This window comes from Candidatus Eisenbacteria bacterium, assembly GCA_030017955.1.
Lineage (GTDB): Bacteria > Eisenbacteria > RBG-16-71-46 > JASEGR01 > JASEGR01 > JASEGR01.
The window spans coordinates 28,719-53,805 of sequence record JASEGR010000008.1; the positions used below are offsets into that span (position 1 = coordinate 28,719).

A 25,087-nucleotide genomic window follows, 5' to 3' on the forward strand; every position below is an offset into this window, starting at 1 on the left:
ATGCCGGCATGGTAACTTTGTAGTATGTCCAGACGGCATATTAAGGAGGTAGCGAAGAGTGCTTGATTCGATTCTGGGGAAACTGTTTGGCACAAAGCACGAGCGGGACCTCAAGAAGCTGGCTCCGGTCGTTGATGAAATGAACCGCCATGTTGAGGAGGTCAAGAACCTCACAGACGAAGAACTGAGGGGGAAGACCGCCGAGTTTAAGGCCCTCCTCAAAGACGGCGCGACCCTGGACGAGATCCTTCCAAGGGCATTTGCCTGCGTCAAGGAAGCCTGTGTACGACTTCTGGGAACATCCTGGGATGTGTGCCGCATTCCCACCACGTGGGACATGATTCCGTACGATGTCCAGCTCATGGGTGCAGCGGCGCTCTACGAAGGGAAGATTGCAGAAATGGCGACCGGTGAGGGCAAGACTCTTGTCGCCACCATGCCGCTCTACCTCAATGCGCTTGCCGGAAGAGGAGTTCACCTCGTCACCGTGAACGACTACCTCGCCAAGAGAGATAGCCAGTGGATGGGCAAGATATATGAATTCCTCGGTATGACGGTCGGCTGCATTCAGAACGAAATGGGGCCCCAGGAAAGAAGGCAGGCGTACGCCTGCGACATAACATACGGAACGAATAATGAGTTCGGCTTCGATTACCTGAGAGACAACATGGCTATCAGAATGGAAGACAGGGTGCAGAGGGGGCACTACTATGCGATCGTTGATGAAGTAGACTCTGTTCTGATAGACGAAGCGAGAACACCGCTCATTATCTCGGGCCCGGTCGCCCAATCAAACCAGATGTACGATGAACTCAGACCGGTTGTTGAAAGACTTGTCAAGAACCAGACCGTTCTCGTCAACCAACTTATCTCCGAAGCCGAAGAGCTCATTAAGAGCGGTGACTCTGAATATGAGGTTGGATCGAGACTCCTTCAGGTTTCGAGAGGAAGCCCAAAGAACAAACGGTTCCTCAAGCTCATGACCGACGGGAGGTTGAAAAAGCTCGTCCAGAAAATGGAGCTGGAGCACATCAGGGACAAGAAGATAGGCGAGCTTGATGAGGGACTGTTCTTCGCGATAGACGAGAAAAGAAACAGCGTGGACCTTTCTGAGAAAGGAAGAGACAGTCTCTCGCCGAAGGACCGAAATCTCTTTGTACTGCCTGACCTGAGCGTTGAGATTGAAATCATTGAATCGGACGGGCAGCTTAGCCCCAAGGAAAAGGTAATCAAGAAAGACGAGATTCACAGGCTGTACGGCGAGAGGAGCGAGAAGATACACAACATCTTCCAGCTTCTCAAGGCCTACACTCTCTTTGAGAAGGACGTCGAATACGTTGTCAAGGATGGCAAGGTTCTGATTGTGGACGAGTTCACCGGCAGGCTGATGCCGGGAAGAAGATACTCGGACGGACTGCATCAGGCGCTTGAGGCCAAGGAGAATGTGAAGGTAGAGGGAGAGACTCAGACGCTCGCAACGATCACTCTCCAGAACTACTTCAGGCTCTATGAAAAACTGGCAGGTATGACCGGCACCGCCGAAACGGAGGCGCCTGAGTTCTTCCAGATATACAAGCTCGACGTGGTTGTGATACCCACAAACAGACCCGTTAGAAGGGTCGACTACGAAGATCTCATATACAGGACGAAGAGGGAGAAGTACAACAAGATAATCGAAGAAATCGAGGCGCTGTACAAGCAGAAGAGACCTGTCCTCATTGGAACTGTAAGCGTGGAAGTATCTGAGACCCTGAGCAGGCTGCTTAAAAGAAAGGGTATCCCGCACTCGGTCCTCAACGCCAAGTACCACCAGATGGAGGCGGAGATTGTGGCGAAAGCCGGACAGCCCGGCGCAGTCACCATCGCGACCAATATGGCAGGAAGAGGAACCGACATCAGGCTTGGAGCCGGAGTGGTGAAGTGCTCAAGCTGCTGCATAGAGTGCAGCGACAACTGCTCTGAATGCGCGGAGACTCTGAAAAGAGAGAAGTGTCTGGAAGAAGTGCCGTGCGGTCTCCATATCATCGGAACCGAGAGGCACGAGAGCAGGAGGATTGACAGGCAGCTCAGGGGAAGAAGCGGGCGACAGGGTGACCCTGGATCTTCAAGCTTCTATCTGTCACTTGAGGATGACCTGATGAGGCTCTTCGGTTCCGAGAGAATCGCCTCGGTAATGGAGAGAATGGGTGTTCAGGAAGGCGATGTGATCGAGCATCCGCTTGTGACCAAGGCGATAGAAAGGGCGCAGAAGCGGGTCGAGGCATACAACTTCGACATAAGAAAACACCTGCTCGAGTATGACAATGTGATGAACCAGCAAAGGGAGGTCATATACGGCTTGCGGCTAAGCGTGCTCGAGGGCGGTGACCTCTCTGAGGAAATGATGCGCCTGATCGAAGATGTTGTGCGGGACAAGGCGGAGCGAATGCTCGATAAGAAACTTCCCTCCGACGAATGGGAGATTGAAGAGTTTGCCGAAGAGCTCGCGCTCATTTTCTTGAGCCCCTTCCAGTTCAAGGAATTCATGGAAACCAGGGTCAGCTGGGAAGAAGCGGTTGAGCATTTCACCGCGGAGGCAAAAGAGGCATACAAGAGGAAAGAGGCAGAGATCTCGCCCCCGTTGATGAGGGAAATCGAGAGGTACGTCTATCTGATGATTATTGACGAGAAATGGAAGGACCACCTCCACGAAGTAGACATTCTGAAGGAGGGCATAAGCCTCCGGGCATACGGGCAGAAGGACCCGCTGCTCGAATACAAGAGTGAAGCTTTCCGGATGTTCATGGAAATGACTCAGCAGATTTCGGAGGATACGCTGAAAAGGATAATGCGGACCACACTAAGAAGAGAGCCGGAACCGGTCCCAACCAGAGTGCCGGAAACGCGAGAGCTTTCGCATGCTTCTGTCTCTGCCTTCGGAGGTGAAGTTCCTGCCGCAGCCTGGGCGCCAAAAGCACAGCCAAAGCATCTTGTGAAGGTTGGAAGGAACGACCCATGTCCCTGCGGCAGCGGGAAAAAATTCAAGAGGTGTCACGGTGCCTAAAACTCCATCGCGCGCTCCGAAACAGAAGGGAAAGCAAAAGGAAGGAACTCCCCTGATAATAGTCGAGTCTCCTTCCAAGGCGAGAACCATCGGCAAGTTTCTCGGCGGCAAGGCCAAAGTCGCCGCATCGAACGGTCACGTTGTTGACCTCCCCAAAAGCAAGCTTGGAGTTGATATCGAAAACAATTTCGAGCCCGAGTACAAGGTGATAACAGCGAAGAAGAAGATCCTGAAAGAGCTGAAAGAAGCCGCGGGGAAGGCAAGCATGGTTTACCTTGCGCCTGATCCGGATCGCGAAGGAGAAGCCATAGCCTGGCATTTGTCAAATCATCTCGACAGCGGGAGGATCGATGTCAGGAGGCTCACGCTCTACGAAATAACCAGGAAGGCGATTGAAGAAGCGCTCAAGAATCCCGGCAAGATAGACATGAACAAGGTAAACGCCCAGCAGGCCAGGCGCGTCCTGGACAGGATTTTCGGGTACAAGGTCAGCCCGTTCCTGTGGACTACCGTGAGGCGGGGGCTCAGTGCAGGCAGGGTTCAATCCGTTGCGCTGAGGCTTGTTGCGGAAAGAGAAAAAGAGATAGCGGCCTTCCGGGTGAGTGAGTACTGGTCGGTTCACGGAAGATTTGTCACGAAGAAAGACGAAAAGTTCGAGGCAAAGCTCGTGAAGGTCGGGGAAGGTAAGCCCGAATTCAAGATAGAGGCAGAGGCAAAAGACGTCATCGCCTCGCTCATGGGTGAGAAGTTCTCGGTGGCCGCTGTTAGGAAAGTTGAACGGCCTAAAGCTGCATATCCTCCTTTCATTACGAGCACTCTTCAGCAGGAGGCATCCAGAAGATTCAGATTCTCCGCGCAGCGGACCATGGCCATTGCCCAGCAGCTCTATGAAGGCGTTGAGTTGGGCGAAGAAGGAACGTCCGGACTTATCACCTACATGAGAACCGATTCCACAAGAATTTCAGCGGATGCAATATCGGAGGCGAGAAGGCTTATCGCGAGTCAGTTCGGGAAAGACTATCTGCCGGACTCTCCAAACTTTTTTGCGGACAGGTCACGAACGCAGGGAGCTCACGAGGCAATAAGGCCGACATCCACGTCCAGGACCCCTGAATCAGTGGCGAAGTCCCTTTCACAGGATCAGCTCAAGATATACAGGCTCATTTGGAGCAGGTTTGTCGGCTCCCAGATGACCCCGGTGAGATACAGCATTACGACCGTTGATATCGCCGGCGGCAAGGCGATTTTCAGGACCGCCGCCACGATCAAGGTCTTCGATGGGTTCTCAAAGGTTTATGACATAAACGAACCTAAGAAGGAAGACAGGATTCCTCATATTGAGGAAGGAGATAATCTGAACCTTGACCAGCTTTGGCCCGAACAGCATTTCACCCAGCCGCCTCCCAGGTACTCCGAGGCCACGCTCATCAAGATCCTTGAGCAAAAGGGGGTGGGCAGGCCGAGCACTTACGCCACCATCCTTGGCACTCTTACGGCGCGGGATTATGTGGTGAAGGAGAAGGGCAACATAACGCCAACCGAGCTCGGCATGGCGGTCTTTGAGCTTCTCCTCAAGACGTTTCCCGACATATTTGAAATAGAGTTCACGGCAAAAATGGAAGATGAGCTTGATGGGATTGAATCCGGAAAGGAGGATTGGGTGGATGTCGTGAGAGACTTCTACGAGCCTTTCCGCAAGAGCCTTGAGGAAGCTGAAGGAAAGAAAGCTGAGTTCAAGAGCTCCGTCCAGACTGAAACCGACGTGATATGCGAGAAGTGCGGCAAGAAAATGGTGAGGAAGTTCGGCAGAAGAGGAGTATTTCTCGCCTGTCCCGGCTACCCGGACTGCAAATTCACAAAACCGGTGGAAGACGAAAGCGATGAGCTGGAGAAAGACGTCTTCTGCGATCTATGCGGTTCAAAGATGGCCATAAAGAGGGGGAGATTCGGCCGGTTCCTTGCCTGTACGAAGTATCCTGACTGCAAGGGGACCAAACCGCTTAGTCTGGGGATTCGATGTCCGTCAGAAGGCTGCGACGGCTCACTGGTTGAGAAGACCTCGAAAAGAGGCAAGGTATTCTATGGATGCAGCAGCTATCCAAAGTGCAAGTTTGCGACATGGGATAAGCCAAGGGGGGCGCCTTGCGGGGAATGCGGCTTCCCACTGACTGTTGAGAAGACGGCCAAAGACGGCGGAGTAATGCTGAAGTGCCCGCGATGCAAGGCAGAAAGAGATGAAGAACCGTGAAGAAGGTTCATGTCGCGGGTGGAGGCCTTGCTGGCTGCGAGGCCTCCTGGCAGATTGCAGAGAGAGGAGTGCCTGTAGTTCTCCATGAGATGAGACCGCTCGTGGAAACCGAGGCCCACAAGACCCCATATCTTGCCGAGCTAGTCTGCAGCAATTCGTTCAAGTCTCAGGATCCCATCACCGGAGCGGGACTTCTCAAGAGGGAGCTCAAGGAGCTTGGCTCTCTCCTCATCAGAATCGCGGAGTCTGTTAGCGTCCCTGCCGGCACCGCTCTTTGCGTTAACAGAGAGGAGTTCTCGAACGAGGTCGAAAGGGTTCTCAGCTCGCATCCCCTCATAGAAGTGAGGAGAGAGGAGGTCTGCGAGTTGCCTGAGCCCCCGGCAATAGTAGCAACCGGCCCGCTGACGAGCCGGCGGATGGCAGATGCGATAGCGAAACTTGCAGGAAGAGAAAGCCTCTTTTTCTTCGATGCGATATCGCCGATCGTGGACGGAGAGAGCATTGACCTCTCAAAGGCATTTGTTCAGTCACGCTACGACAAGGGAAAAGGAGGTTACCTGAACCTCCCGCTCTCCCGGGAGGAGTTCAGGAAATTCAGCAGGGCACTTCTCGACGCGGAAGTCACACCTCTCAGGGATTTTGAGAGACAGTACTTCTTTGAGGGATGCCTTCCCATAGAGGAGATGGCAAGAAGAGGCCCGGAAACTCTCGCATTCGGCCCGATGAAGCCGGTCGGCCTCGTCGATCCGAAGACTGGAACAAGACCTTATGCTGCGGTCCAGCTGAGACCCGAGAACAGAGAGAGAACCATGTACAGTCTCGTGGGGTTTCAGACCAAACTGAAACAGGCCGAACAAAGACGGGTGCTGAGAATGATTCCAGGACTTGAGAACGCGACTTTTCTGAGATACGGAAGCGTTCACAGAAACACGTATTTGAGCTCGCCGGGCTTCATAGGCGTGAATCTTGAGTGTCTCAAGGAGCGCGGACTGTTCTTTGCAGGACAGATAATCGGCTGTGAAGGTTATAGTGAGGCGATTGCATCAGGGCTGTATGCAGGGATAAATGTCGTGAGAGCAGTCGAAGGAAGACCGCCCGTCATACTTCCCAGGCAGACGGCGCTTGGCTCTCTGATGATCTTCCTGACTACGCCTGTCCCTCACAGATTCCAGCCGACAAATTTCAACTTCGGGCTCCTTCCCCCGCTGGCGAAGCGAAAGAGACCTGCAAAGGAAAAGCGGGAGCTGCTTTCCAGAAGGGCCGAGGAGAGCATGAGGCCATTTGTTGGAGAAGCTCTGAGATGATGAATCTTGTTGAAGGTTTTCTCCTTGAGCTCAAGGCAAGAGGCAGTTCCGGGTTTACGATTGAGTCGTACAGAAAAGACCTTTCCCAATTCGCGGATTTTGTCGGCAGGAAGGCTGGAGAAGGTCCGTGGAGCATAACGAATGAAGAAGTCAGAAAGTTCACCGCATCGCTCACGTCTCGTGGATATTCTGGAAGAAGTGTCGCACGGAAGCTGTCGTCGGTCCGGTCCTTCTTCAGCTACCTTTGCGAGAAGAAGATTCTTTCTCAGAACCCTGGCAAATCAGTGCGCTCGCCGAGAATTGTGAAATCTCTCCCGAATTTCCTCTCGGCGAAGGAGATGGAAGAGCTCTTCTCGACTGTGGAAGAGAAAGGGGAGGCCGGGAAGATGGCCAGGGCAGTCCTTGAACTTCTGTACAGTACAGGGATAAGATTAAGGGAGCTCGTTGGCCTCGATGTTACTGATCTGAACACAGGCGAACGCCTTCTGAGAGTAAGGGGAAAAGGCAAAAAGGAGAGGATAGTGCCCGTGGGCAGAATGGCTATATCTGCCGTTCAGGAGTATCTTGCCGAGAGAAAGAAATTTCCCGGGCGGACCGCAGAGCCGTTGTTCTCGGGACGGGGAGGAAACAGGGTCAGTCCGAGGACCGTGGAGAGAATTGTAAAGAGATGGCTGGGGAAAGTGTCAACTCTCTCCAAGCTTTCTCCTCACGTCGTGAGGCATTCTTTTGCGACTCACCTGCTCGACAGGGGCGCAGAGATCCGGGCTGTTCAGAAACTCCTCGGACATTCTTCGCTGAGGAGCACTGAGATCTACACGCACGTGACACCTGATAGACTGAAAAGAGCTTACAGCCAGGCCCATCCGAGGGCTTGAGTCGAGGGAGGGTAAGGCATGATAAGAGGGACTACTATCGTTGGTGTTCGCAAGGGCGGACGAGCTGCGCTCGGCGGAGACGGTCAGCTCACGTTTGGCGATACTATAATGAAAGAGAATGCAAGGAAGGTGAGAAGGATGTTTCACGGCAAGATTCTGGCCGGTTCTGCCGGCGCGGCAGCCGATGTGCTCACCCTCTTCGAGAAGTTTGAGGAGAAGCTTGAGGAATTCAAGGGCGACCTGCGAAGGGCCGCTGTTGAACTGGCCAAGGAATGGAGGACTGACAGGATACTCAGAAGACTTGAAGCGCAGCTTGCAGTTGTATCACACGAGCATTCAATGATCATAACCGGAACAGGCGAGGTCATCGAGCTGGAAGATGGAATTGTGTCGATTGGCTCCGGCGGTCCTTATGCCCTGGCTGCATGCCGTGCCCTTATGAAACATTCAGACCTGGATGCCGCGTCAATTGTGAAGGAAGCGCTTGAGATAGCTTCCAAAATCTGTGTGTACACTAACGCAAACATCGTTGTGGAGGAGCTGTGAGAACTTTGCCCCGCGAGCTGACTGACAAGACTTCTGAGGCTGATGGAACTGTGTTGAAAAAAGAGAAGGAGCTCACCCCAAGGCAGATAGTCAAGGAGCTTGACCAATATGTTGTCGGGCAGGACAACGCCAAGAAATGCGTTGCCATAGCCATGAGGAATAGATGGAGAAGGCAGCGGGTGAAAGGCGATCTCAAGGAAGAGATCATGCCCAACAACATAATACTCATTGGGCCGACCGGCGTTGGGAAAACCGAGATCGCGAGGAGACTCGCGAGGCTTGGAGGATGTGCGTTTATAAAAGTCGAAGCGTCGAAATTCACTGAGGTCGGCTACGTGGGACGTGATGTTGAATCGATGGTGAGGGATTTGGTTGAGCTCTCGGTGGGCATGGTCAAGCAGGAGAAATCCGGCGAGGTCATGGAAGTCGCCGGCCAACAAGCTGAAGAGAGGCTTCTGGACACTCTCCTTCCGAGACCGAGAAAGAAAGTGAAGGAGGAGCCGACTCAGGAGAACTCCGGCGCTGTTGCGGATGTCCAGGAGACCAGGGAGAAACTGAGAAAACAGCTGAGAGAGGGCAAGCTTGACGAACGAATCGTCGAACTCGAGGTAAGATCACACGTGTACCCTACGATTGAGATCTTCTCGGCCTCGGGCATGGAAGAGATGGACTTGAACATCCAGGAAGCATTTGGAGGACTCCTTCCCACCAGAAAGAAAAGAAAGAAGGTAAAGGTCAGGGAAGCAAAGCAGCTCCTTTTCCAGGAAGAGGTGGACAAGCTTGTCGACATGGATAAAGTCGTTCAGGAGGCGTTGGCCAGGGCCCAGAACTCGGGCATAATATTTATTGATGAGATTGACAAGATAGTTGCGGACAAGAGCACGATGGGACCGGATGTCTCACGAGAGGGAGTTCAAAGGGATATTCTTCCTGTGGTTGAGGGCTGCTCTGTTCCAACAAAATATGGAATGGTGAAGACTGACCACATTCTTTTCATCGCCGCAGGGGCATTCCATGGCTCCAAGCCATCCGACCTGATTCCGGAGCTTCAGGGAAGATTTCCTATAAGGGTTGAGCTTGACAGCCTGTCAAGTGACGACTTTAAGAGAATTCTAAGGGAACCCAGGAACGCCCTGCTCAAACAATACACGGCGCTCCTTGACACGGAAGCCGTGAAGATAGCCTTCACGGATGGAGGAATAGATGCAATTGCAGAAATCGCAAGTCTGGTGAATGAGAGAACAGAAAACATAGGTGCAAGAAGGCTGCACACTGTTCTGACCCTTCTGCTTGAAGAAATACTCTTCGAGGCTCCAGACTGCGGCGATAAGGAAATACTTGTGACAAAGGAAATGGTAAAGGAGAAGCTTGGACGGATTGCTGAGGACCAGGACCTGAGCAGGTACATTCTCTGAAAGGAGCGTTGTGAAGAAAGACTTCATTCGCATTCCTGATCTGACAAGGGATGAAATAGATGGCATATTCAACACGGCATTTGAATTGAAAAGAGGATCTCCGTCGGAGACCGGCCAGGCGCCTCTCAAAGGGAAAACTCTTATCATGATTTTTCACAAACCCAGCCTCAGGACCAGAGTCAGTTTCGAGGTCGGTATGGCGCGCCTCGGGGGGAGAGCCGTTCACCTCAGGGATGAGGAGATCGGCGTTGATTCAAGGGAGAAGCTGGAGGATGTTGGAAAGGTCCTTTCGAGGTATGGGGATGGAATAATGATAAGAACTTTCCGGAATGAATGGGTTGAGAGGCTTGCATCAGCTTCGTCAATACCGGTGGTAAACGGGCTCACGGACATCCATCATCCATGCCAGGTGCTTGCCGACATATTTACGCTGAAGGAGAAGAATCTTGACCCGGACAAGATGATTGTCGCTTACCTTGGCGACGGGAACAACGTGTGCAATTCATGGATTGATGCCACGCAGAGATTCGGGTTTGAGCTTCGAGTCGCTCATCCGCAGGGATATTCACCTGACCCGGATGTCCTGGCCGAAGCCGGAAAGAAAGGGAAGGGCAAGGTTCTGCTGACACAGGATCCCCGGGAGGCCGCGAAAGGAGCCGATGTCATATACACCGACGTCTGGGCAAGCATGGGCAAGGAATCTGAGAGAGAAGCAAGAGCCCGCCAATTCAAGCCCTATCAGGTGAACCGAACCGCGGTTTCTCTGGCTAAGAAGAACTGTCTCGTCATGCATTGTCTCCCGGCTCACAGAGGAGATGAGATCACAGATGATGTTATTGACGGGCCGAACTCAATCGTTTTCGATGAGGCGGAAAACAGAATGCACCTTCAAAACGGCCTTCTTGCAACTCTACTCGGGAGAAAAAAGTGAATGGAAGGAACCTGCTCCTTCTTGTTCTAGCTCTCGGTGTTCTTCCATCCTGCGCGAGAAAGGGTCCTCCTCCGGGAGGCCCCATTGATTTTTCGCCGCCGGCGGTCAGTTCGACCTTTCCTGATTCCGGCCAGGCCAGGGTTCCGCTCGATTGCAGGATCAGCATCGGATTCAGTGAGAGAATGGAGAGGCGGACCGTAGAGGACTGGCTCTTCACCAGGCCTCCGATTCAGACTTCTTCAGCAGGCTGGAAGCAGAATAACCTGATTCTGACTCCCCTCGAACCTCTTCGTCCGGACACCACGTACACAGTTCTGATCGGTGCGGGAGCCAGGGACTCGCATGGAAATCTTATGGGCGAGCCTAAGCTTTTCTTGTTCTCGACCGGAGAGGTCATGCTCAATGGAGTGGTGACGGGAAAACTGGAAGGCAGGAGAGTCCGGGTCGAGAATGCGATGCTGTACATGGTTCCCTCCGGGGTGCCGTTCCGGGCGACCGAGGACGGAATCGGCAGAATCTGCCAGGCCGGCAAGGCAGGGGATTTCAGGATGCCGGGAATTGAGCCGGAAACGAGCTACGACCTCTTCTGCTTCGTGGACAGAAATGGAAACAGGGCCTACGATGAAGAGGATGACGTACTTGCGAAATACAAATGGCCGATTCAACTGGAAAAGGGAAATGAATCGGTCAAACTGCCAGCCTGGTTTGTGGCCGACCCGAAAGAACCCGGCATTATTCTCGGCAGTGTCGGTGACTCTCTTTCGGCGAAGCAAGAGAAGCAGATCTTCGGGCGCGCAGTTTCTACCGGCGATTCCACAGTCTCATTTTCGGCAAAGGCAGATACACTTGGACACTTCAGGATTGACAGGGTGCCTGCCGGGGAGTACTCGGTCTGGTGCTTCAGAGACACCGATGGGAATGAAAAGCAGAATCCCGGAGAGGTCTTCTCCGAAAAGACGACTGTCATGGTCAAGCCCGAGGAAGATAGCAAGGCGAAGTTCCCTCCTCTTCCGAAACAGTAGAGGACGCAATGACCTCCAGAAAGATCCCGTTTCTCAAGATGGCAGGAGCCGGGAATGACTTCGTCGTGATAGACAATAGAAAGGGCGTCATCAAGAGGAGAAATCTCGCTGCAAGAAGGCTCTGCGACCGGAAGCTGATCGGCGCGGACGGCCTTCTTCTTCTCGAAAACACGGGTCGCCGCGGCCTCAAAATGCGTTATTTCAACAGGGATGGAAGTGAAGCGGAAATGTGTGGAAACGGCGGGAGGTGTTTTGCACGGTTCATATCCATCGTAGCCCGGGGCACAAAAGAAGTCTGTTTTCAAGCCATTGACGGGCCTCACGAAGCGAAAGTGCAAAGAGCATCAGTTTCCCTGAAAATGTCAGACAGCCGCATGATCCGCGAAGACATGAGAGTCGAAGTAACCAGAAAGAAAATGGCCGGGAGTCTCATAAACACGGGCGTCCCGCACTTTGTCGTCCTGGTTGACAATGTCAGAACGATTGATGTGGCGGGGCTCGGCAGGACGCTGAGAAATCACACTTCGTTCAGACCTCACGGAACGAATGTGGATTTTGTCCAGAGGTTAGGGGGCCGGAAAATCAGGGTCCGAACCTATGAGCGGGGAGTCGAGGCTGAGACCCGGGGATGCGGGACCGGTGCAGTTGCGGCGGCATTGGTAGCTTCAAGGGCATGGGGAATTCCGTCTCCGGTTAAAGTATTGACCGAAAGCGGAGTGTGGCTCGAAGCCGCGTTCAATGAGTCTGGTAAAACTTTTAATGAGATATGGTTACGCGGAGATGCTCAAGTATTATTTGAAGGGGAAGTCTTACCGCAATACATTGGTTGAAAGGAGGGAGTCAGATGTTTGAAGGAGTCTTTGTGGCAAGCGTTACGCCTTTTAGAAAAGGCCAGGTTGACGAGGAGGCGTTTGCCTCTCACGTTGAGCGGCTCATCGAGGGCGGGGTTCAGGGAATTGTGCCTGCCGGCTGTACCGGCGAAGCTGCAACGCTTACTCTGGATGAGAAAAAGAGACTCTTCAAACTGACAAAGGAGATCTCTGGGGGCAGGGTGTCTGTTGTGGGCGGGAGCGGCACGAATGCGACCTCCACGTCGATTGAACTTACAAGACTCGTCAAGGAATGCGGCCTCGACGGTGCGATGCTGATCACGCCATATTATAACAAGCCTACCCAGGAGGGGCTCTTCAGGCACTACGAGGCAGTGGCGGAAGCAGTGAACATCCCGCTCGTGATCTATAATGTCCCGGGCAGGACAGGTGTGAACATACTTCCTGACACGGTTGCACGGCTCTCCGAAATCAAGAGCATCGTCGCAATAAAGGAGGCAAGCGGACTGCTCGACCAGGTAAGCGCGATCCTCTCGAAGTGCAGTATCACTGTTCTTTCGGGCGACGATTCATTGACCTTGCCGATGCTGTCGATCGGCGCCAAGGGAGTGGTTTCTGTTACGGCAAACGTTGTCCCAGAAGATGTAGTTGAGATGGTAGAGAGTTTTCTTTCCGGAAAGGAAGCCCTGTCAAGAGAGAAGCATATGAAACTCTTTCCGCTTTCAAAGGCAATGTTTGTAGAAACCAACCCGTCGCCGGTCAAGAAGGCTCTTGAACTTCTGGGGTTGATTGAAGGCGACCTACGGCTTCCTCTTGTCCCGGTTGGAAAGGAAAGCGAACGGGTGATAAGAGAGGCGCTGACACGGCACGGCCTCAAACCAAGAGAACCTCTGGGCGCCAGATAGGTGCGCGAAAGAGAGGATGACTGAATTGAAAACCGAAGGCGCTGTCAGAATTGTCGTCTGCGGGGCAGGCGGAAAGATGGGCAGGAGGATCATCGAGATTGCCCGCCTCTCCGGTGAATTTGAGGTCGTTGGCGGGGTCGAAGCCAAGGACTACAAAGGAGAACCCCCCCCCTGCGAGATTGTCGATGATCTGAGCCGGGTTGTGGAGCGGTGCCAGGTGGTCATTGAATTCACGAGTCCGGAAGCTTCTGCCATGCATGCCAAGATCTGCGGCAGAATTGGCAAGCCGATGGTAATCGGAACTACCGGGTTGGGGTCCCTCGAGATGAAAGAGATAGAGACTGCCGGCAAGAGTTCCCCGATTTTTGTTTCTCCGAACATGAGCTGGGGAGTGAAAATACTCACGGAGGCCTCCCGTATGCTGGCAGCCAAGCTTGGTGATGGGTACGATATCGAGATTGTAGAGAAACATCACAGGGAGAAGAAGGACTCTCCGAGCGGGACTGCTCTAGGCATTGCAGAGGTAATCTGCGAGGCGAAGGGGTGGAGCTTTCCTGATGTCCTCAAGCACGGGAGGGAAGGGAAAGTCGGCGCAAGACCTGCCTCAGAGCTGGGAATCCACGCGGTGAGAGGCGGCACAATAGTCGGAGAACATGAGATCATCTTTGCAGGAAAAGGTGAGAGGATAACTGTCTGCCACAAGGTGGAAAGCAGGGACTGTTTTGCGGCCGGGGCTCTGAAGGCCGCGAAATTCATAATCGGCAGAAGGCCGGGACGGTACACGATGCGCGACATGGAGCAGGCGTGAGATTAATCCGTGCAATTGCTTTCTCAATTACCCTCGCGGTCCTATTCCCTTCTCTTCTTTCTGCGCAGGGCATATTCGGAATGAACAAGGTCCAGTATTCGCGGCTGCGGTGGTCGGTGATCGAGACCCCGAGCGTGAATCTGCATTTCTATCCTGAAGAACGTGAGCTCGCCTACTTCGCGGCCCAGGAGGCCGAATCTATCTGCGTCGAGTACCAGAGACGATTCAATTTCAAACCCCCGGGCAGGATTCCGCTCATCGTCTACAGCTCTCATCATTACATGGAGCAAACGAACGTCATTCCTTTCCTGATTCCCGAGGAAGTTGGCGGGCTTACCGAACTCATCAGAGGAAGGGTGCTTGTCCCTCACACCGGGTCATACTACCGGTTCATCAAGGTACTGAGACATGAACTTGTTCACGCGTTCATGCTTGAGAAACTTGATTTCGTTCTCAAAAAGCACAAGACCACCCGCTATGCGTTTCCCCCTCTCTGGTTCTCTGAAGGACTTGCGGAAATCTGGTCCGGGCCGTGGGATTCCGAAGCGGACATGATTCTTGGGGATGCTGTTCTTACAGGCCGGCTTGTCCCGGTTGGAGAACTCTGGAAGATATCGGGGAGTCTTCTTCTCTACAAAGAGGGACATTCATTCCTTCTGTTCCTTACTGAGAAGTACGGGGAAAATTGCATACTGGACATAATGGACAACTGGTGGAGGAAGGAAAGGTTTGAGGACGTCATAAGATTTGTTACGGGAAGCGACCTTTCGGTCCTCAATAGAGAATGGGTTCAGGAGCTGAGAAGAAGATACTACCCTCTTATTGGAGACCGCAAATCCCTGGAGGAAGTGGGTGAGAGACTCACCTCATCCGGGACGATCAACATCCGGCCGTACTGTTTCAATCAGGATGGCGAGTCGAAAGACGAAGAGTTCGTCTATCTTTCAAACGAGAAAGGATACTCAGACATCAACGAGCGCAAGTTGAGCTCCTCAAGCCAGAAGTCCCGGAGATTGGTGAAAAGCGGGTTCTCCAGCGGCTTCGAATCACTTCATCCTTTTCGGAGCAGGCTTTCCGTGAACTCGAAAGAAGAGCTGGCTTTTGTCTCGAAAAGCGGAGGGAATGATGTCCTGAACATCCTCGACATCAAATCGGGAAAGGTCCTCAAGAAGTTCGAGTTTCCTTCACTTGTGTCCCTGTCTTCCCCATCCTGGTCGCCGGACAGAACAAAAATAGTATTCAGCGGCGCCACCATGGCCGGGAAAAGCGATCTATACCTTGTCGAGATCCCGGAAGGCAAATCGACCCAGCTCACGGACGACCCTTTTGACGACCGGGACCCGGACTGGTCACCGGCAAGAGATGAAGTAGTTTTCTCGTCAGACAGAGGTGCCGACGGCAAGGCGGGCTGTTCGAATCTCTTTGTGCTCAGCGTTGCATCGGGCAAAATTCTCCAGCTTACCGCGGGACCCTATCATGACTACGATCCATCGTGGAACCCTGACGGAGAGCGGGTCTGCTTCAGATCTGACCGGGACGGACAGTTTGAGCTGTATGTCGTCTCCAGGGACGGCAGCTATGCAAGAGCCACGGCACTTCTTTCATCACCATTTCATCCCGACTGGGAACCGTCCGGGAATGGGCTTCTGTTCTCCGGCTACGAAGGAAGGGAGTTTCACATATACAGGATAGACCTGAAAGACTCACTCGCCTGGCAGAGCGGAGAAGCAAGACCCTACCATCAGTCCTGGACTCCGGGCTACAAGTCGACGACAAACTACCGCGTCAGACCGTACAGAAGAAAGTTTGGGCTGGATGCGGCGCAAACAGCAGTTGCTTACGACCCGGATTTCGGGAGCGGCGGACTCGGACAGCTCGCCCTGACAGACGTCCTTGGAAATGAGCAGCTTTATTTTCTTGTATCAAGCGAAGCGATGTTCGGGGGTGACTTCTTTGACTACTTCGACGTCGGCATGACCTATCTCAATCTTTCGAAAAGACTCAATTACGGCCTGGGAGTCTTCAGACTTACCCGGCTCTACGATGAGGAGCTTGACGTTGTGAGAAGAGAGGAGAGGGCGGGCGGGCTTCTCATAACGAGTTATCCATTTTCAAAATTCCAGAGACTGGACGGGACAGCTGTCTTGAGAAATGTCGAAAAGCATCTCTACCGTTCAGGCAAAGTCGAGGACACGGTTCTCTCTTCACTTTATCTCTCTCTTGTCAGGGACACCGGCTTTTGGACTGCCTCAGGGATAAGCAGCGGTCTCAGATTCTATCTGACTTTGGGTGCAACGAGAGATCTGAAGAGGGTGGATGGGAATTCCCTGAGCCTTCTTTTTGACGCACGGAAATACACAAAGCTCTTCAGGGGCGGCGTGGTAGCAGCAAGGGTCTGCGGCAGAACGAGCGTAGGGAAGGAACCTCAGCGGTACTTTCTCGGCGGCAGCGGCACGCTGAGAGGATTCGAGAGGAGGGCACTCTCCGGCACAAGGGCTTTTCTTGGTAATCTAGAGATAAGGTTTCCACTCATTGATAAACTCATTTTCTCTCTGCCGATGGGCTCGCTCGAATTCCCGACCCTGCGGGGCGCCATTTTCACCGATTGGGCGACGGCAGGAGATACGGCTCTTCAGGAACCGGTAGGCAGCACCGGGGTCGGCGTATTCCTGGGGAGCGGATACCTGCCTGTCATAAGAATAGACTTTGTCAGGCGTATATACGGCGGTAGAATCGAGCCCCGGACTTATTCTGAATTTTCAGTAGGATGGAATTTCTGAGGAAGAAGAAGTGCTCGGGCCGGATGAAAGGAGGAAATGTTGCGCTGGACAAAGGCTTTCATACCGACATTGAAAGAAGATCCCTCTGATGCGGAGATCACGAGTCACAAGCTGATGATCAGGTCAGGAATGATAAGGAAACTGACCGGAGGGGTTTACACGTTTCTCCCGCTTGGCTTGAAGGTCGTCAAGAAAGTGGAAGCGATAGTCAGGGAGGAGATGAACAGGATAGGCGGGCAGGAGACCCTCATGCCGATTCTTCATCCAGCTGAGCTCTGGAAGGAATCCGGCAGATGGGATATCTATGGAGAGGAATTGCTGCGGCCCATTGACAGGCAGAAACGCGAATATGCTCTGGGGCCTACACACGAGGAGGTCGTCACCGACCTTACGAGGAAAGAGGTAAGGTCGTACAGGGAGCTTCCGCTCATTCTCTATCAAATCCAGACGAAGTTCAGAGACGAGATCAGGCCCCGCTTTGGAGTGATAAGAGCACGGGAATTCATGATGAAGGATGCGTATAGCTTTCATGAAGACGCTGACTCGTTGATGAAAGTTTATGCCGACATGAAGGAGGCATATTCAAGAATATTCTCACGGTGCGGACTTAACTTCGTGATAGTTGAAGCCGATTCCGGGGCGATCGGAGGGGATATCACGCATGAATTCACGGTGCTGGCAAAATCGGGAGAAGCAGAGATCCTAAGTTGTGACTGCGGATATGCTGCTTCCAGCGACAGGGCCGGGACCGGGACTGAAGAGTCTCCCTCTGAAGCCGAAAGGCCGATGACGAAAGCCCACACGCCGGGGAAGAGGTCAGTTGAAGAGGTGACACTATTTCTCGGAGTTCCTTCGCGGAGGCTCATAAAGACCCTGATTGTGAAATCTCAGGACAAGATCTGCGCGTTTCTTATTCCGGGTGACAGGGAGATGAGCGAGGCAAAGGGTAGAAGGGTTCTGGGAGGAATGCCTTTCGAGATGGCAGCGCCCGAAGAGGTTTTCAAGGTAACCGGCGGACCAATGGGGTATTCGGGACCGGTTGGCCTGAGGGGAGTGAGGATAGTTGCTGACAACCGCGTCAGGAACATGAAGAACATTGTCGTGGGGGCAAATGAAGAAGACTACCATTTCGTGGACGCAAATCCTGGTCGTGATTTCGCGATTGGGGAATACGCAGATATTGCCGTGGCGCGTGAAGGCGATAGATGCCCCCGCTGCGAGAAGAAGCTGAAATCATTCAGGGGAATAGAGGTCGGGCAGATTTTCGAGCTGGGTACGAAATACAGCACCAGTATGGGGGCAAAATTCCTCGACAGGGAGGGGAAAGAGAAGCCATTCATAATGGGCTGCTATGGAATCGGAATAACGAGGACGGTAGCGGCAGTGATTGAGCAGAGCCATGACTCGGATGGAATTATATGGCCGCCGTCGCTTGCCCCGTATCAGGTGCTGATTCTTGTCGTGAACATGAATGAACCTGAGGCGGTGAATATTGCTGAGTCAATCTACGAGGAGCTGGTTGGCAAGGGGTTTGACGTTCTTCTGGACGACCGGGATGAAAGACCCGGCAACAAATTCAAGGATGCCGATCTTATTGGTATTCCGGTGAGAATCACAGTTGGTGCAAAAACGCTGAGCGAGAAAAAGGTGGAGGTAAGGCATCGAAGAACGGGTGCTGTAGAGATGGTGGATAGGGACAAACTGCCGTCAGTGCTCAACAAGTTCCTGAGCGGTTGATTTAAGGGAAGTCCGTGCCGTTCTGCCCGGCGCCTTGGCTCCGGTTGCAGGGTCCGATCTTTATCACTTCTGCAATTTGTTCACAGATATGCTCAGCCTGGATTTCTGCCGGCTGACAGTTCTTCTATTGAGTATGCCTTTCCTTGAGGCCTTATCGAGAAGGGAAGAGACAACGCTCAGGTTCGCTGAAGCCTCTTCCTTGGAAGTTGCCGCTCCAAGTTTCTTTATCTCGGTCTTAAGTCTTGATTTCACTCCTTTGTTCCTCAAACTCCGCTTGAGCGTCTGCCTCGCCCTTTTCGCCGGCGATTTGTGCCTGGGCATCAAATACCTCCTCCACAAAGATTGCCTGTTGCCGATTCGCTGATTTAGCGTTTCTGATTAAAATGCGGTCCAAACTTACCATTGCCAGCCGTATCAGTCAAAGAGAAAAACGCGCAGGCAACGTCAAGTATGACCCTGTTGCCGAACTCGCTTGGCGGTGGTTCTGCACTGGATTGTGAAAAGGCAATTCAGAAGAAGATACAATCTCATTCTCTCTTTGAAGAAGTTAGGCCCCCGGATGGTTCAGGGAAGCTTGGTCTCATTGGATGGGCCCTGCGGAAAACCGTCCTGTTGTTGTCTGAAGGGACGGGAGTACCATCACTGGGGAAGTGTGAGTCTCACTTGACTGGAGGGACAAAAGACAATAGCCTTGGCAAGGGAGAGAAACTCTGGCGTTATCCAGCCGTGAGGCAGTTCCGGCAACTGTCGTCAGAAGCTGGAGTTGAGGCTGCCTTAGATATGTTGATGGTCTTCTATGACACAAAGGGCAGGCAGGTGGAAGAACAAATTCTGAGACGAAACGTAGTGTCGGACAGGTACAGTGAGTGACACGGTTTCCTCAGAGGTCAGCTTTTCGGGAGTATTCACATTCTCTATTTCGCCGGGAAAGTACTTGATGGTCGTTTGGCCCACGGCCTACGAGTATGGATTCGGCTGCATACGAGATACGGTACTACTTCGCGCGAAGCAGGAAATTCGTCTTTGTTGAGAGGCTGGGATTTGGGAACTGTGAGCTTGTGAGCCAGGGGGCTGGTAGAGAAGCCTCAGACGCAGCATGGGCGTCGGGGAGAAGACCGATGGGTGAAGCTCGGCATGGAAAAAGTCGTAGCAGCCAGTGCGGCGGACGTGAGGAAAAACGTTGCCCCTCCTCCGAGCTCGTTTTTACAGACTCTAACGGGGGTGGACGATCCACTGCCACGCCGAGTCAGAATGGGAAGTGTAAGGACAGAAAGCAAGCTCTGCGATGCGTCTCTGATGCGTCTTTTTCACGGTGTGAAAAGGATTGTCGGTGATATGATTTCCTGGTCTCCCTGCATTTCTGCAAGGACTTTCAACAAAGATTCCGTTGCGACTTTAGAATCGTTGGTGAGAACCGGTTGCAAAACAAGGCGGAGTCCCTATTGTGACTGCGAGAAATAAAGCGAAAACAAACCCCGAGGTCGTTCACGAACTTCGGACACTGCGGCATCAGCTTTCCAATCTGAAATCAAAGTACTCCAAGCATCGATCGGCGGAGGACCAGGCACGCGAACTCAGCCGGCAGCTTCAGGAGCGGGTCAAAGAGCTGAACTGTCTTTACAGTATTTCCAGGCTCAGTGATAGACGAGACGTCTCTCTCAACGATCTGCTTCAAACCATCGTTGAACTCATTCCGTCAGCCTGGCAGTATCCTGAAAGCACATGTGCGAGACTTGTTCTCCAGGACCGAGAGTTGAGAACCAAAAACTTCCGGAAGTCAAAGTGGAAACAGTCGTCAGATATCTTTCTGCAGGGCAAGAGAGCAGGCACCCTTGAGGTTTACTATGTGAAAGCCGTGCCTGAGAACGAGCCAGCCCCATTTCTAGAGGAAGAGAGGAGTCTCCTCGATACCATTTCAGAACATGTGGAAAGAATCATCGGATACAAGCAGGCTGAGGAGCAGGCCGAAAGGCAGCGCGAGCAACTGATCCAACTCGACAAGATGGCTGCTCTCGGCACCCTGGTGTCAGGGGTCGCGCACGAGATCAACAATCCTAACAGCTTCATCATGTTGAATGCGCCCATATTAGCTGAAACGTGGGAGAGCATCGCTCCAATATTGGAGCAATACTACAGGGAACATGGGGATTTCATGATGGGTGGTATTTCCTACTCTGAAATGCGGGAAGACATCCCGATCCTGTTTTCCGGAATCCTGGAAGGATCTCAACGGATCAAAAAAATTGTTCAGAGCTTGAAGGACTTTGCCCGGGCAGAAACGCCGAACCTGGAGCAGTCCGTTGACATCAACCTGGTGGTAAAATCAGCTCTGACCTTGCTGAACAACCTGACAAGAAGGTCAACGAAATGTTTCTCTGTCCAGTATGGAAAAGAGATTCCCCCCATCAAGGGGGATTTCCACAGGTTAGAGCAAGTTGTCGTCAACCTAGTGCAGAACTCATGTGAGGCGCTCCCGGATAGGCACAAAGGCATCTATGTCTCAACCGAATATGAGAAAAATCCACGCAGGGTTGTGGTCATAGTGCGGGATGAAGGTAGAGGGATTCCGCGCGAACATCTGCCCCATATCATGGACCCGTTCTTCACCAGCAAGAGACAAACCGGTGGAACCGGCCTCGGATTATCGGTCTCAGCAGGCATCGTAAAAGATCACAATGGGACACTGAGTTTCACGTCGGAGCTCGGAAAGGAAACTGTAGCCACACTCATCTTGCCTGTCTCAAGTGATCAGAATTCAAATAATGCAGCGGTGCGATGAATAGACCCATCTTTCCTTCTCTCCCGATACTGCTTATTGATGACGAAGCTCAGGCTCTTCAGAGCTTCCGCATAACCCTGTATGCTGGCGGGATAAACAACATCTTGGCATGTCAGGACAGTTCGAAAGCAATCGCTATGATCGCAAGTCAGGAGATGGAGTTGATCCTGCTTGATCTCTGGATGCCAAAGATGTCGGGCGAGGAGATCCTTGTTAGTGTCACGAGAGACTTCCCCGATATTCCTGTAATCATCATCACCGGCGCAAACGAAGTGGAAACGGCCGTCAGATGTATGAGATTTGGGGCCTTCGACTACCTTGTCAAGCCCGTGGAAAAAAACCGGCTCATCACGACAGTCAACTGCGCCATTGAGCTGAGTGAATTGAGACGTGAAAACAATATGCTGAGAACGCGCATTCTTTCGAGCGGGCTGGAATATCCTGAAGCTTTCTTTGAGACAGTTACCCAAAACGAGGCCATGAAATCTATCTTCCAATACGTTGAAGCTATCGCCAGGACCTCCCAGCCAGTGCTAATTACAGGTGAGACCGGAGTTGGCAAAGAACTGATTGCCAAGTCAACCCACACCTTAAGCAGACGTGAAGGGGTTTTTGTTCCCGTCAATGTGGCAGGCCTGGACGATAACGTCTTCGCCGATACTCTCTTCGGGCATAAGAAGGGTGCATTCACGGGTGCTGATGAGGCTCGAAGCGGTATGATAGAACAGGCGCAGCGAGGAACCCTCTTTCTTGATGAAATAGGAGACCTGAGCCCTTCTTCTCAAGTAAAGCTTCTGCGACTCTTGCAGGAGCGCGAATATTTTCCTCTTGGGTCGGATCTTCCCCAACACACGGACTCCAGAATCATTGTGGCAACCAACCAAAATATTCATGCCCTACTGAAATCTGGTAAAATCCGGCAGGATATTTATTACAGATTGCGAACACATCATGTCCACATCCCGCCGCTGCGTGAGCGTCTAAGTGACTTGCCTCTTCTGATCGACCATTTCCTCAAAGAAGCTGCCAAGGCCCTTGGAAAGAAAGCACCGACCGCTCCGAAAGAGCTCCTCACTCTTCTGGGCACCTACAACTTCCCCGGGAATATTAGGGAACTGAGGGCCATGATCTTCGATGCTGTCAGCAGTCATAAGTCTGGGATCCTGTCCTTGGTGCATTTCAAGAAAGCGATTGGCCGAGAAACAGACTCAGCCAACGACGTGACAAAGGAGCCCTCACGGATCGAGGAGGGAGCTTCTGTTGTCTTTCCGGAAGAGCTGCCGACCCTTAAGAAGGCTGAGGAACAGCTTCTTGCGGAGGCCTTGAAGCGGTCCGGCAACAACCAGGGCATTGCAGCCCGGCTGTTAGGAATAAGCCGCCAGGCACTGAACAGGCGCCTGAGAGCAAAGTAGAGTAGATTCCAGCGTCAGAAGGGTGCAACATTCCTTGCATCCCCTCCGTTTTCGATCCTTCCAATCTCTAGATTACGAAAGACATTGGCATTGATGAGGAAAGACTCGTCAACATATGTTGCACCATTTCACTGCCTCCTCGTCCGCCTGACTCTCCCATAATCTCAAGATTCCCAAAGGATTAAGCAACACGCGAGGAATCGGCCTATTCCTTGCAAGTGCCTTACGGCTGTGTAGAGCGCTGATGTCGGAATGCGCAGGCTAATTCAAATGAGAGTCAAGGTGAGGAAGAAGAATATCCTTGTAGCGGATGATGAAAAGCACAGCCGGCTTGGTCTTTCTCTGGTACTCAGGAAAGCTGGGTACGAAGTCACGATCGTAAGTGACGGCGTTGAAGCGCTGGCACGGATCGTGGAATCAGCGAAGCATTCCAAGTCCTTTGATCTCCTGGTGGTGGACGTCCAAATGCCGGGACTGACAGGGTCCGAACTAGTCGAAGAGCTGCTTAGGATCAATGCCGTCATCCCGGTTCTTGTCATGTCGGGGTACAGGGACAAGGACACCGTGGCAGGGCTTTCGCGCAACGGTTGCTTGTGCTATGCGGAGAAGCCATTCAGTCCTTCTGAGTTGCTTGATCATGTGGCTCGTGCCTTCAACGAATTCAAGAGGAGAAAGAATCTGCCGGAGGGGAAAGGCGATTCCATCGGGGACAAAGGCTCGGCCCCTTCTGCGTTGGGGGTCATCAAAAACTGTACGATTGTGAGCCCTTCCTCTCAGAAGACCCGCGCAGCGAAAGGCGGGACAGATGGGAAATCCGGAGAGAGGGGGCGGTTTTGAAAAGTGCAAGAAAATGAATGGGTATCTGAATTTGACACCTGGCACGGCCAGGGAGCCAACGCGAGAACATTATCTGCACAGGAGAAATGATATGAATTCCGAAACAATATTCCGGATCATAGAGAGACATGATAAGGAGGAGCGTGGGCTTGTCTCGATACTTCTCGACATACAGAACACCTTCGGCTACCTCCCGAAAGAAGCCCTGAGAATCTTGGCTTACAGTACGGGACGTTCACTGCCTGACATTTATTCCCTTGTTACCTTCCACGACTCTTTCAGGCTCAGACCCGCGGAGGAAGACAAGGACAGTCGAAACGACGCAAGGGGAGCCCTCCAATCCCGCAAGATCAGATGCTCGCATTGCAACCACAGTCTGATGTGCCAGGAGCATCCGGTTGACGGTCATCCATCAATCAACATTACAGCCTCCTTCGGCGTGGAGTGCGGGTGGCTGAGGTTCTCCTCCATACCGTGCAGTTACTCCGTGGAATGCGAGTACGAATTATCGCGGGAAGGAGTCGTGAATTTCTTCTGCCCCCACTGCCACGCAGAGTTTCTTCCGGCAGGAAACTGTGGGAAGTGCGGAGCACCGATGGTTCCCATGATTGACCGCCATGGGTTAACGATGCAGGTCTGTTCGAACTTGAAGTGTACTAAACACATGAGGGAACTGGTCCATGTCGTTGGCTAGTTGCTGAGCTAACCGGCGGAAGTCTTATGCTACATCATCATTGGACAAAGGAGGATAGTCAATGCGAGCAGTCAAGGAACTAGTCGAAGAGGAAAGAACGAGCGCTTACCGAAATGCAAGCAGGCAGTTTGACAACGCGGCCGACATCATGAAACTCGACCCGGATATCCGGAACATTCTTAGCACCACCACCAACGAGCTCACCGTTCATTTTCCTGTGCGAATGGACAACGGACACATCGAGGTGCTCACAGGTTACCGTGTCCAACACAACAACGCCTTGGGCCCATTCAAGGGAGGACTTCGGTACCATCCGTCGGTGGACATTGACGAAGTGCGAGCACTGGCGACATGGATGACATGGAAGAGCGCCATCGCGGATATCCCTTTCGGTGGGGCAAAGGGGGGGATTCAGATCGATCCGACCCGGTTCAGCTTGAATGAACTTGAGCGCATTACACGTCGCTTTACGTTTGCACTAGGGAATAACATTGGACCTGAGTACGACATCCCTGCGCCCGATGTAAACACAAATGCCCAGATCATGGCCTGGATTATGGATACGTACTTGTCCACAGTCCCTCCCCATGAGAGGCACCGATGCACCCACGTTGTCACAGGCAAGCCAATAGAATCGGGCGGGAGTCTTGGACGCAACAAGGCTACGGGCCAGGGAGTTGTGTTTCTGATAGAGCAATGGGCTAGCCTGCTTTATGCATAAACTTACATGAACATGGTATCGAGTGCCACAAGTTACGGTTTGCATGGTCCGTTGGCGGGGAGTCGCATTGTGGATAGTGTTTTTCTGTCCCGGTTCGGGTTGGGAAGCGAGTGCGTGTCGTCGCGAAGGCGTACCTGTCCCCTGGGACCAGATTTCTGAGTGAGATTTATATGTCAGCGAAGGGTCAGACCGGATCAACC

Annotated in this window: 19 protein-coding genes and 1 pseudogene; 19 read left to right on the forward strand and 1 reads right to left on the reverse strand. The window is 52.6% G+C overall.

Going from position 1 to position 25,087, the window contains the following annotated elements; all coding sequences use genetic code 11:
* Positions 1-58: 58 nt before the first annotated feature.
* The 13 genes from secA to QME66_02230 are packed head-to-tail and all read left to right on the forward strand — an operon-like array spanning position 59 to position 18,444.
* Positions 59-3,043 (forward strand): preprotein translocase subunit SecA, encoded by a 2,985-nt coding sequence (secA, locus tag QME66_02170; GenBank protein ID MDI6807773.1) that lies wholly within the window; start codon positions 59-61, stop codon positions 3,041-3,043.
* Positions 3,036-5,291 carry a type I DNA topoisomerase gene (gene topA / locus QME66_02175; protein MDI6807774.1) on the forward strand — a complete coding sequence of 752 codons (2,256 nt, stop codon included), beginning with the start codon at positions 3,036-3,038 and terminating at the stop codon, positions 5,289-5,291. Before secA ends, topA begins: the two co-directional genes overlap by 8 nt.
* Positions 5,288-6,595, forward strand: coding sequence for a methylenetetrahydrofolate--tRNA-(uracil(54)-C(5))-methyltransferase (FADH(2)-oxidizing) TrmFO (trmFO, locus tag QME66_02180; protein MDI6807775.1), 1,308 nt, complete (start codon positions 5,288-5,290; stop codon positions 6,593-6,595). Before topA ends, trmFO begins: the two co-directional genes overlap by 4 nt.
* Entirely contained in the window at positions 6,592-7,470 is an 879-nt protein-coding gene (locus QME66_02185) for a tyrosine recombinase XerC (GenBank protein ID MDI6807776.1), read from the forward strand. The genes trmFO and QME66_02185 overlap by 4 nt, the downstream gene beginning before the upstream one ends.
* Before the next feature lie 18 nt (positions 7,471-7,488).
* Positions 7,489-8,016 (forward strand): ATP-dependent protease subunit HslV, encoded by a 528-nt coding sequence (gene hslV, locus QME66_02190; GenBank protein ID MDI6807777.1) that lies wholly within the window; start codon positions 7,489-7,491, stop codon positions 8,014-8,016.
* A 50-nt stretch (positions 8,017-8,066) separates the two neighbouring features.
* Complete coding sequence (gene hslU / locus QME66_02195) at positions 8,067-9,431, forward strand: ATP-dependent protease ATPase subunit HslU (GenBank protein MDI6807778.1); 1,365 nt, start codon at positions 8,067-8,069, stop codon at positions 9,429-9,431.
* A 10-nt stretch (positions 9,432-9,441) separates the two neighbouring features.
* A complete protein-coding gene (gene argF / locus QME66_02200; protein MDI6807779.1) occupies positions 9,442-10,362 on the forward strand; it encodes an ornithine carbamoyltransferase in 921 nt (306 codons plus the stop codon).
* Positions 10,359-11,384 carry an Ig-like domain-containing protein gene (locus tag QME66_02205; GenBank protein MDI6807780.1) on the forward strand — a complete coding sequence of 342 codons (1,026 nt, stop codon included), beginning with the start codon at positions 10,359-10,361 and terminating at the stop codon, positions 11,382-11,384. Before argF ends, QME66_02205 begins: the two co-directional genes overlap by 4 nt.
* A gap of 8 nt (positions 11,385-11,392) precedes the next feature.
* On the forward strand, positions 11,393-12,214 hold the full coding sequence (gene dapF / locus QME66_02210; GenBank protein ID MDI6807781.1) for a diaminopimelate epimerase: 822 nt from the start codon (positions 11,393-11,395) through the stop codon (positions 12,212-12,214).
* Between the two features lie 14 nt (positions 12,215-12,228).
* The gene (dapA, locus tag QME66_02215) at positions 12,229-13,119 is read left to right on the forward strand and encodes a 4-hydroxy-tetrahydrodipicolinate synthase (protein ID MDI6807782.1); all 891 of its coding nucleotides are present in this window, start codon (positions 12,229-12,231) and stop codon (positions 13,117-13,119) included.
* Between the two features lie 25 nt (positions 13,120-13,144).
* On the forward strand, positions 13,145-13,927 hold the full coding sequence (gene dapB / locus QME66_02220) for a 4-hydroxy-tetrahydrodipicolinate reductase (protein ID MDI6807783.1): 783 nt from the start codon (positions 13,145-13,147) through the stop codon (positions 13,925-13,927).
* A complete protein-coding gene (locus tag QME66_02225; protein ID MDI6807784.1) occupies positions 13,924-16,707 on the forward strand; it encodes a BamA/TamA family outer membrane protein in 2,784 nt (927 codons plus the stop codon). The genes dapB and QME66_02225 overlap by 4 nt, the downstream gene beginning before the upstream one ends.
* 39 nt (positions 16,708-16,746) lie before the next feature.
* A complete protein-coding gene (locus QME66_02230) occupies positions 16,747-18,444 on the forward strand; it encodes a proline--tRNA ligase (GenBank protein MDI6807785.1) in 1,698 nt (565 codons plus the stop codon).
* A 63-nt stretch (positions 18,445-18,507) separates the two neighbouring features.
* On the opposite strand, the gene rpsT is transcribed toward QME66_02230, so the two are convergent.
* Positions 18,508-18,765: a 30S ribosomal protein S20 gene (gene rpsT, locus QME66_02235; GenBank protein MDI6807786.1), complete on the reverse strand. Its 258-nt coding sequence runs from the start codon at positions 18,763-18,765 to the stop codon at positions 18,508-18,510.
* Positions 18,766-18,894: 129 nt separating this feature from the next.
* On the opposite strand from rpsT, the gene QME66_02240 reads away from it, so the two are divergent.
* From QME66_02240 to QME66_02265, 6 genes and pseudogenes are all read left to right on the forward strand, one after another.
* Entirely contained in the window at positions 18,895-19,314 is a 420-nt protein-coding gene (locus tag QME66_02240; protein ID MDI6807787.1) for a hypothetical protein, read from the forward strand.
* Between the two features lie 574 nt (positions 19,315-19,888).
* A complete protein-coding gene (locus tag QME66_02245) occupies positions 19,889-21,223 on the forward strand; it encodes an ATP-binding protein (GenBank protein ID MDI6807788.1) in 1,335 nt (444 codons plus the stop codon).
* Positions 21,220-22,635, forward strand: coding sequence for a sigma-54 dependent transcriptional regulator (locus QME66_02250; protein ID MDI6807789.1), 1,416 nt, complete (start codon positions 21,220-21,222; stop codon positions 22,633-22,635). Before QME66_02245 ends, QME66_02250 begins: the two co-directional genes overlap by 4 nt.
* Before the next feature lie 270 nt (positions 22,636-22,905).
* Positions 22,906-23,472, forward strand: coding sequence for a response regulator (locus QME66_02255; GenBank protein ID MDI6807790.1), 567 nt, complete (start codon positions 22,906-22,908; stop codon positions 23,470-23,472).
* 91 nt (positions 23,473-23,563) lie between these two features.
* Positions 23,564-24,166: an NAD(P)H-dependent oxidoreductase subunit E gene (locus QME66_02260; protein MDI6807791.1), complete on the forward strand. Its 603-nt coding sequence runs from the start codon at positions 23,564-23,566 to the stop codon at positions 24,164-24,166.
* A 61-nt stretch (positions 24,167-24,227) separates the two neighbouring features.
* Positions 24,228-24,869: pseudogene (locus QME66_02265) on the forward strand (Glu/Leu/Phe/Val dehydrogenase dimerization domain-containing protein).
* The last annotated feature ends 218 nt before the right edge of the window (positions 24,870-25,087 follow it).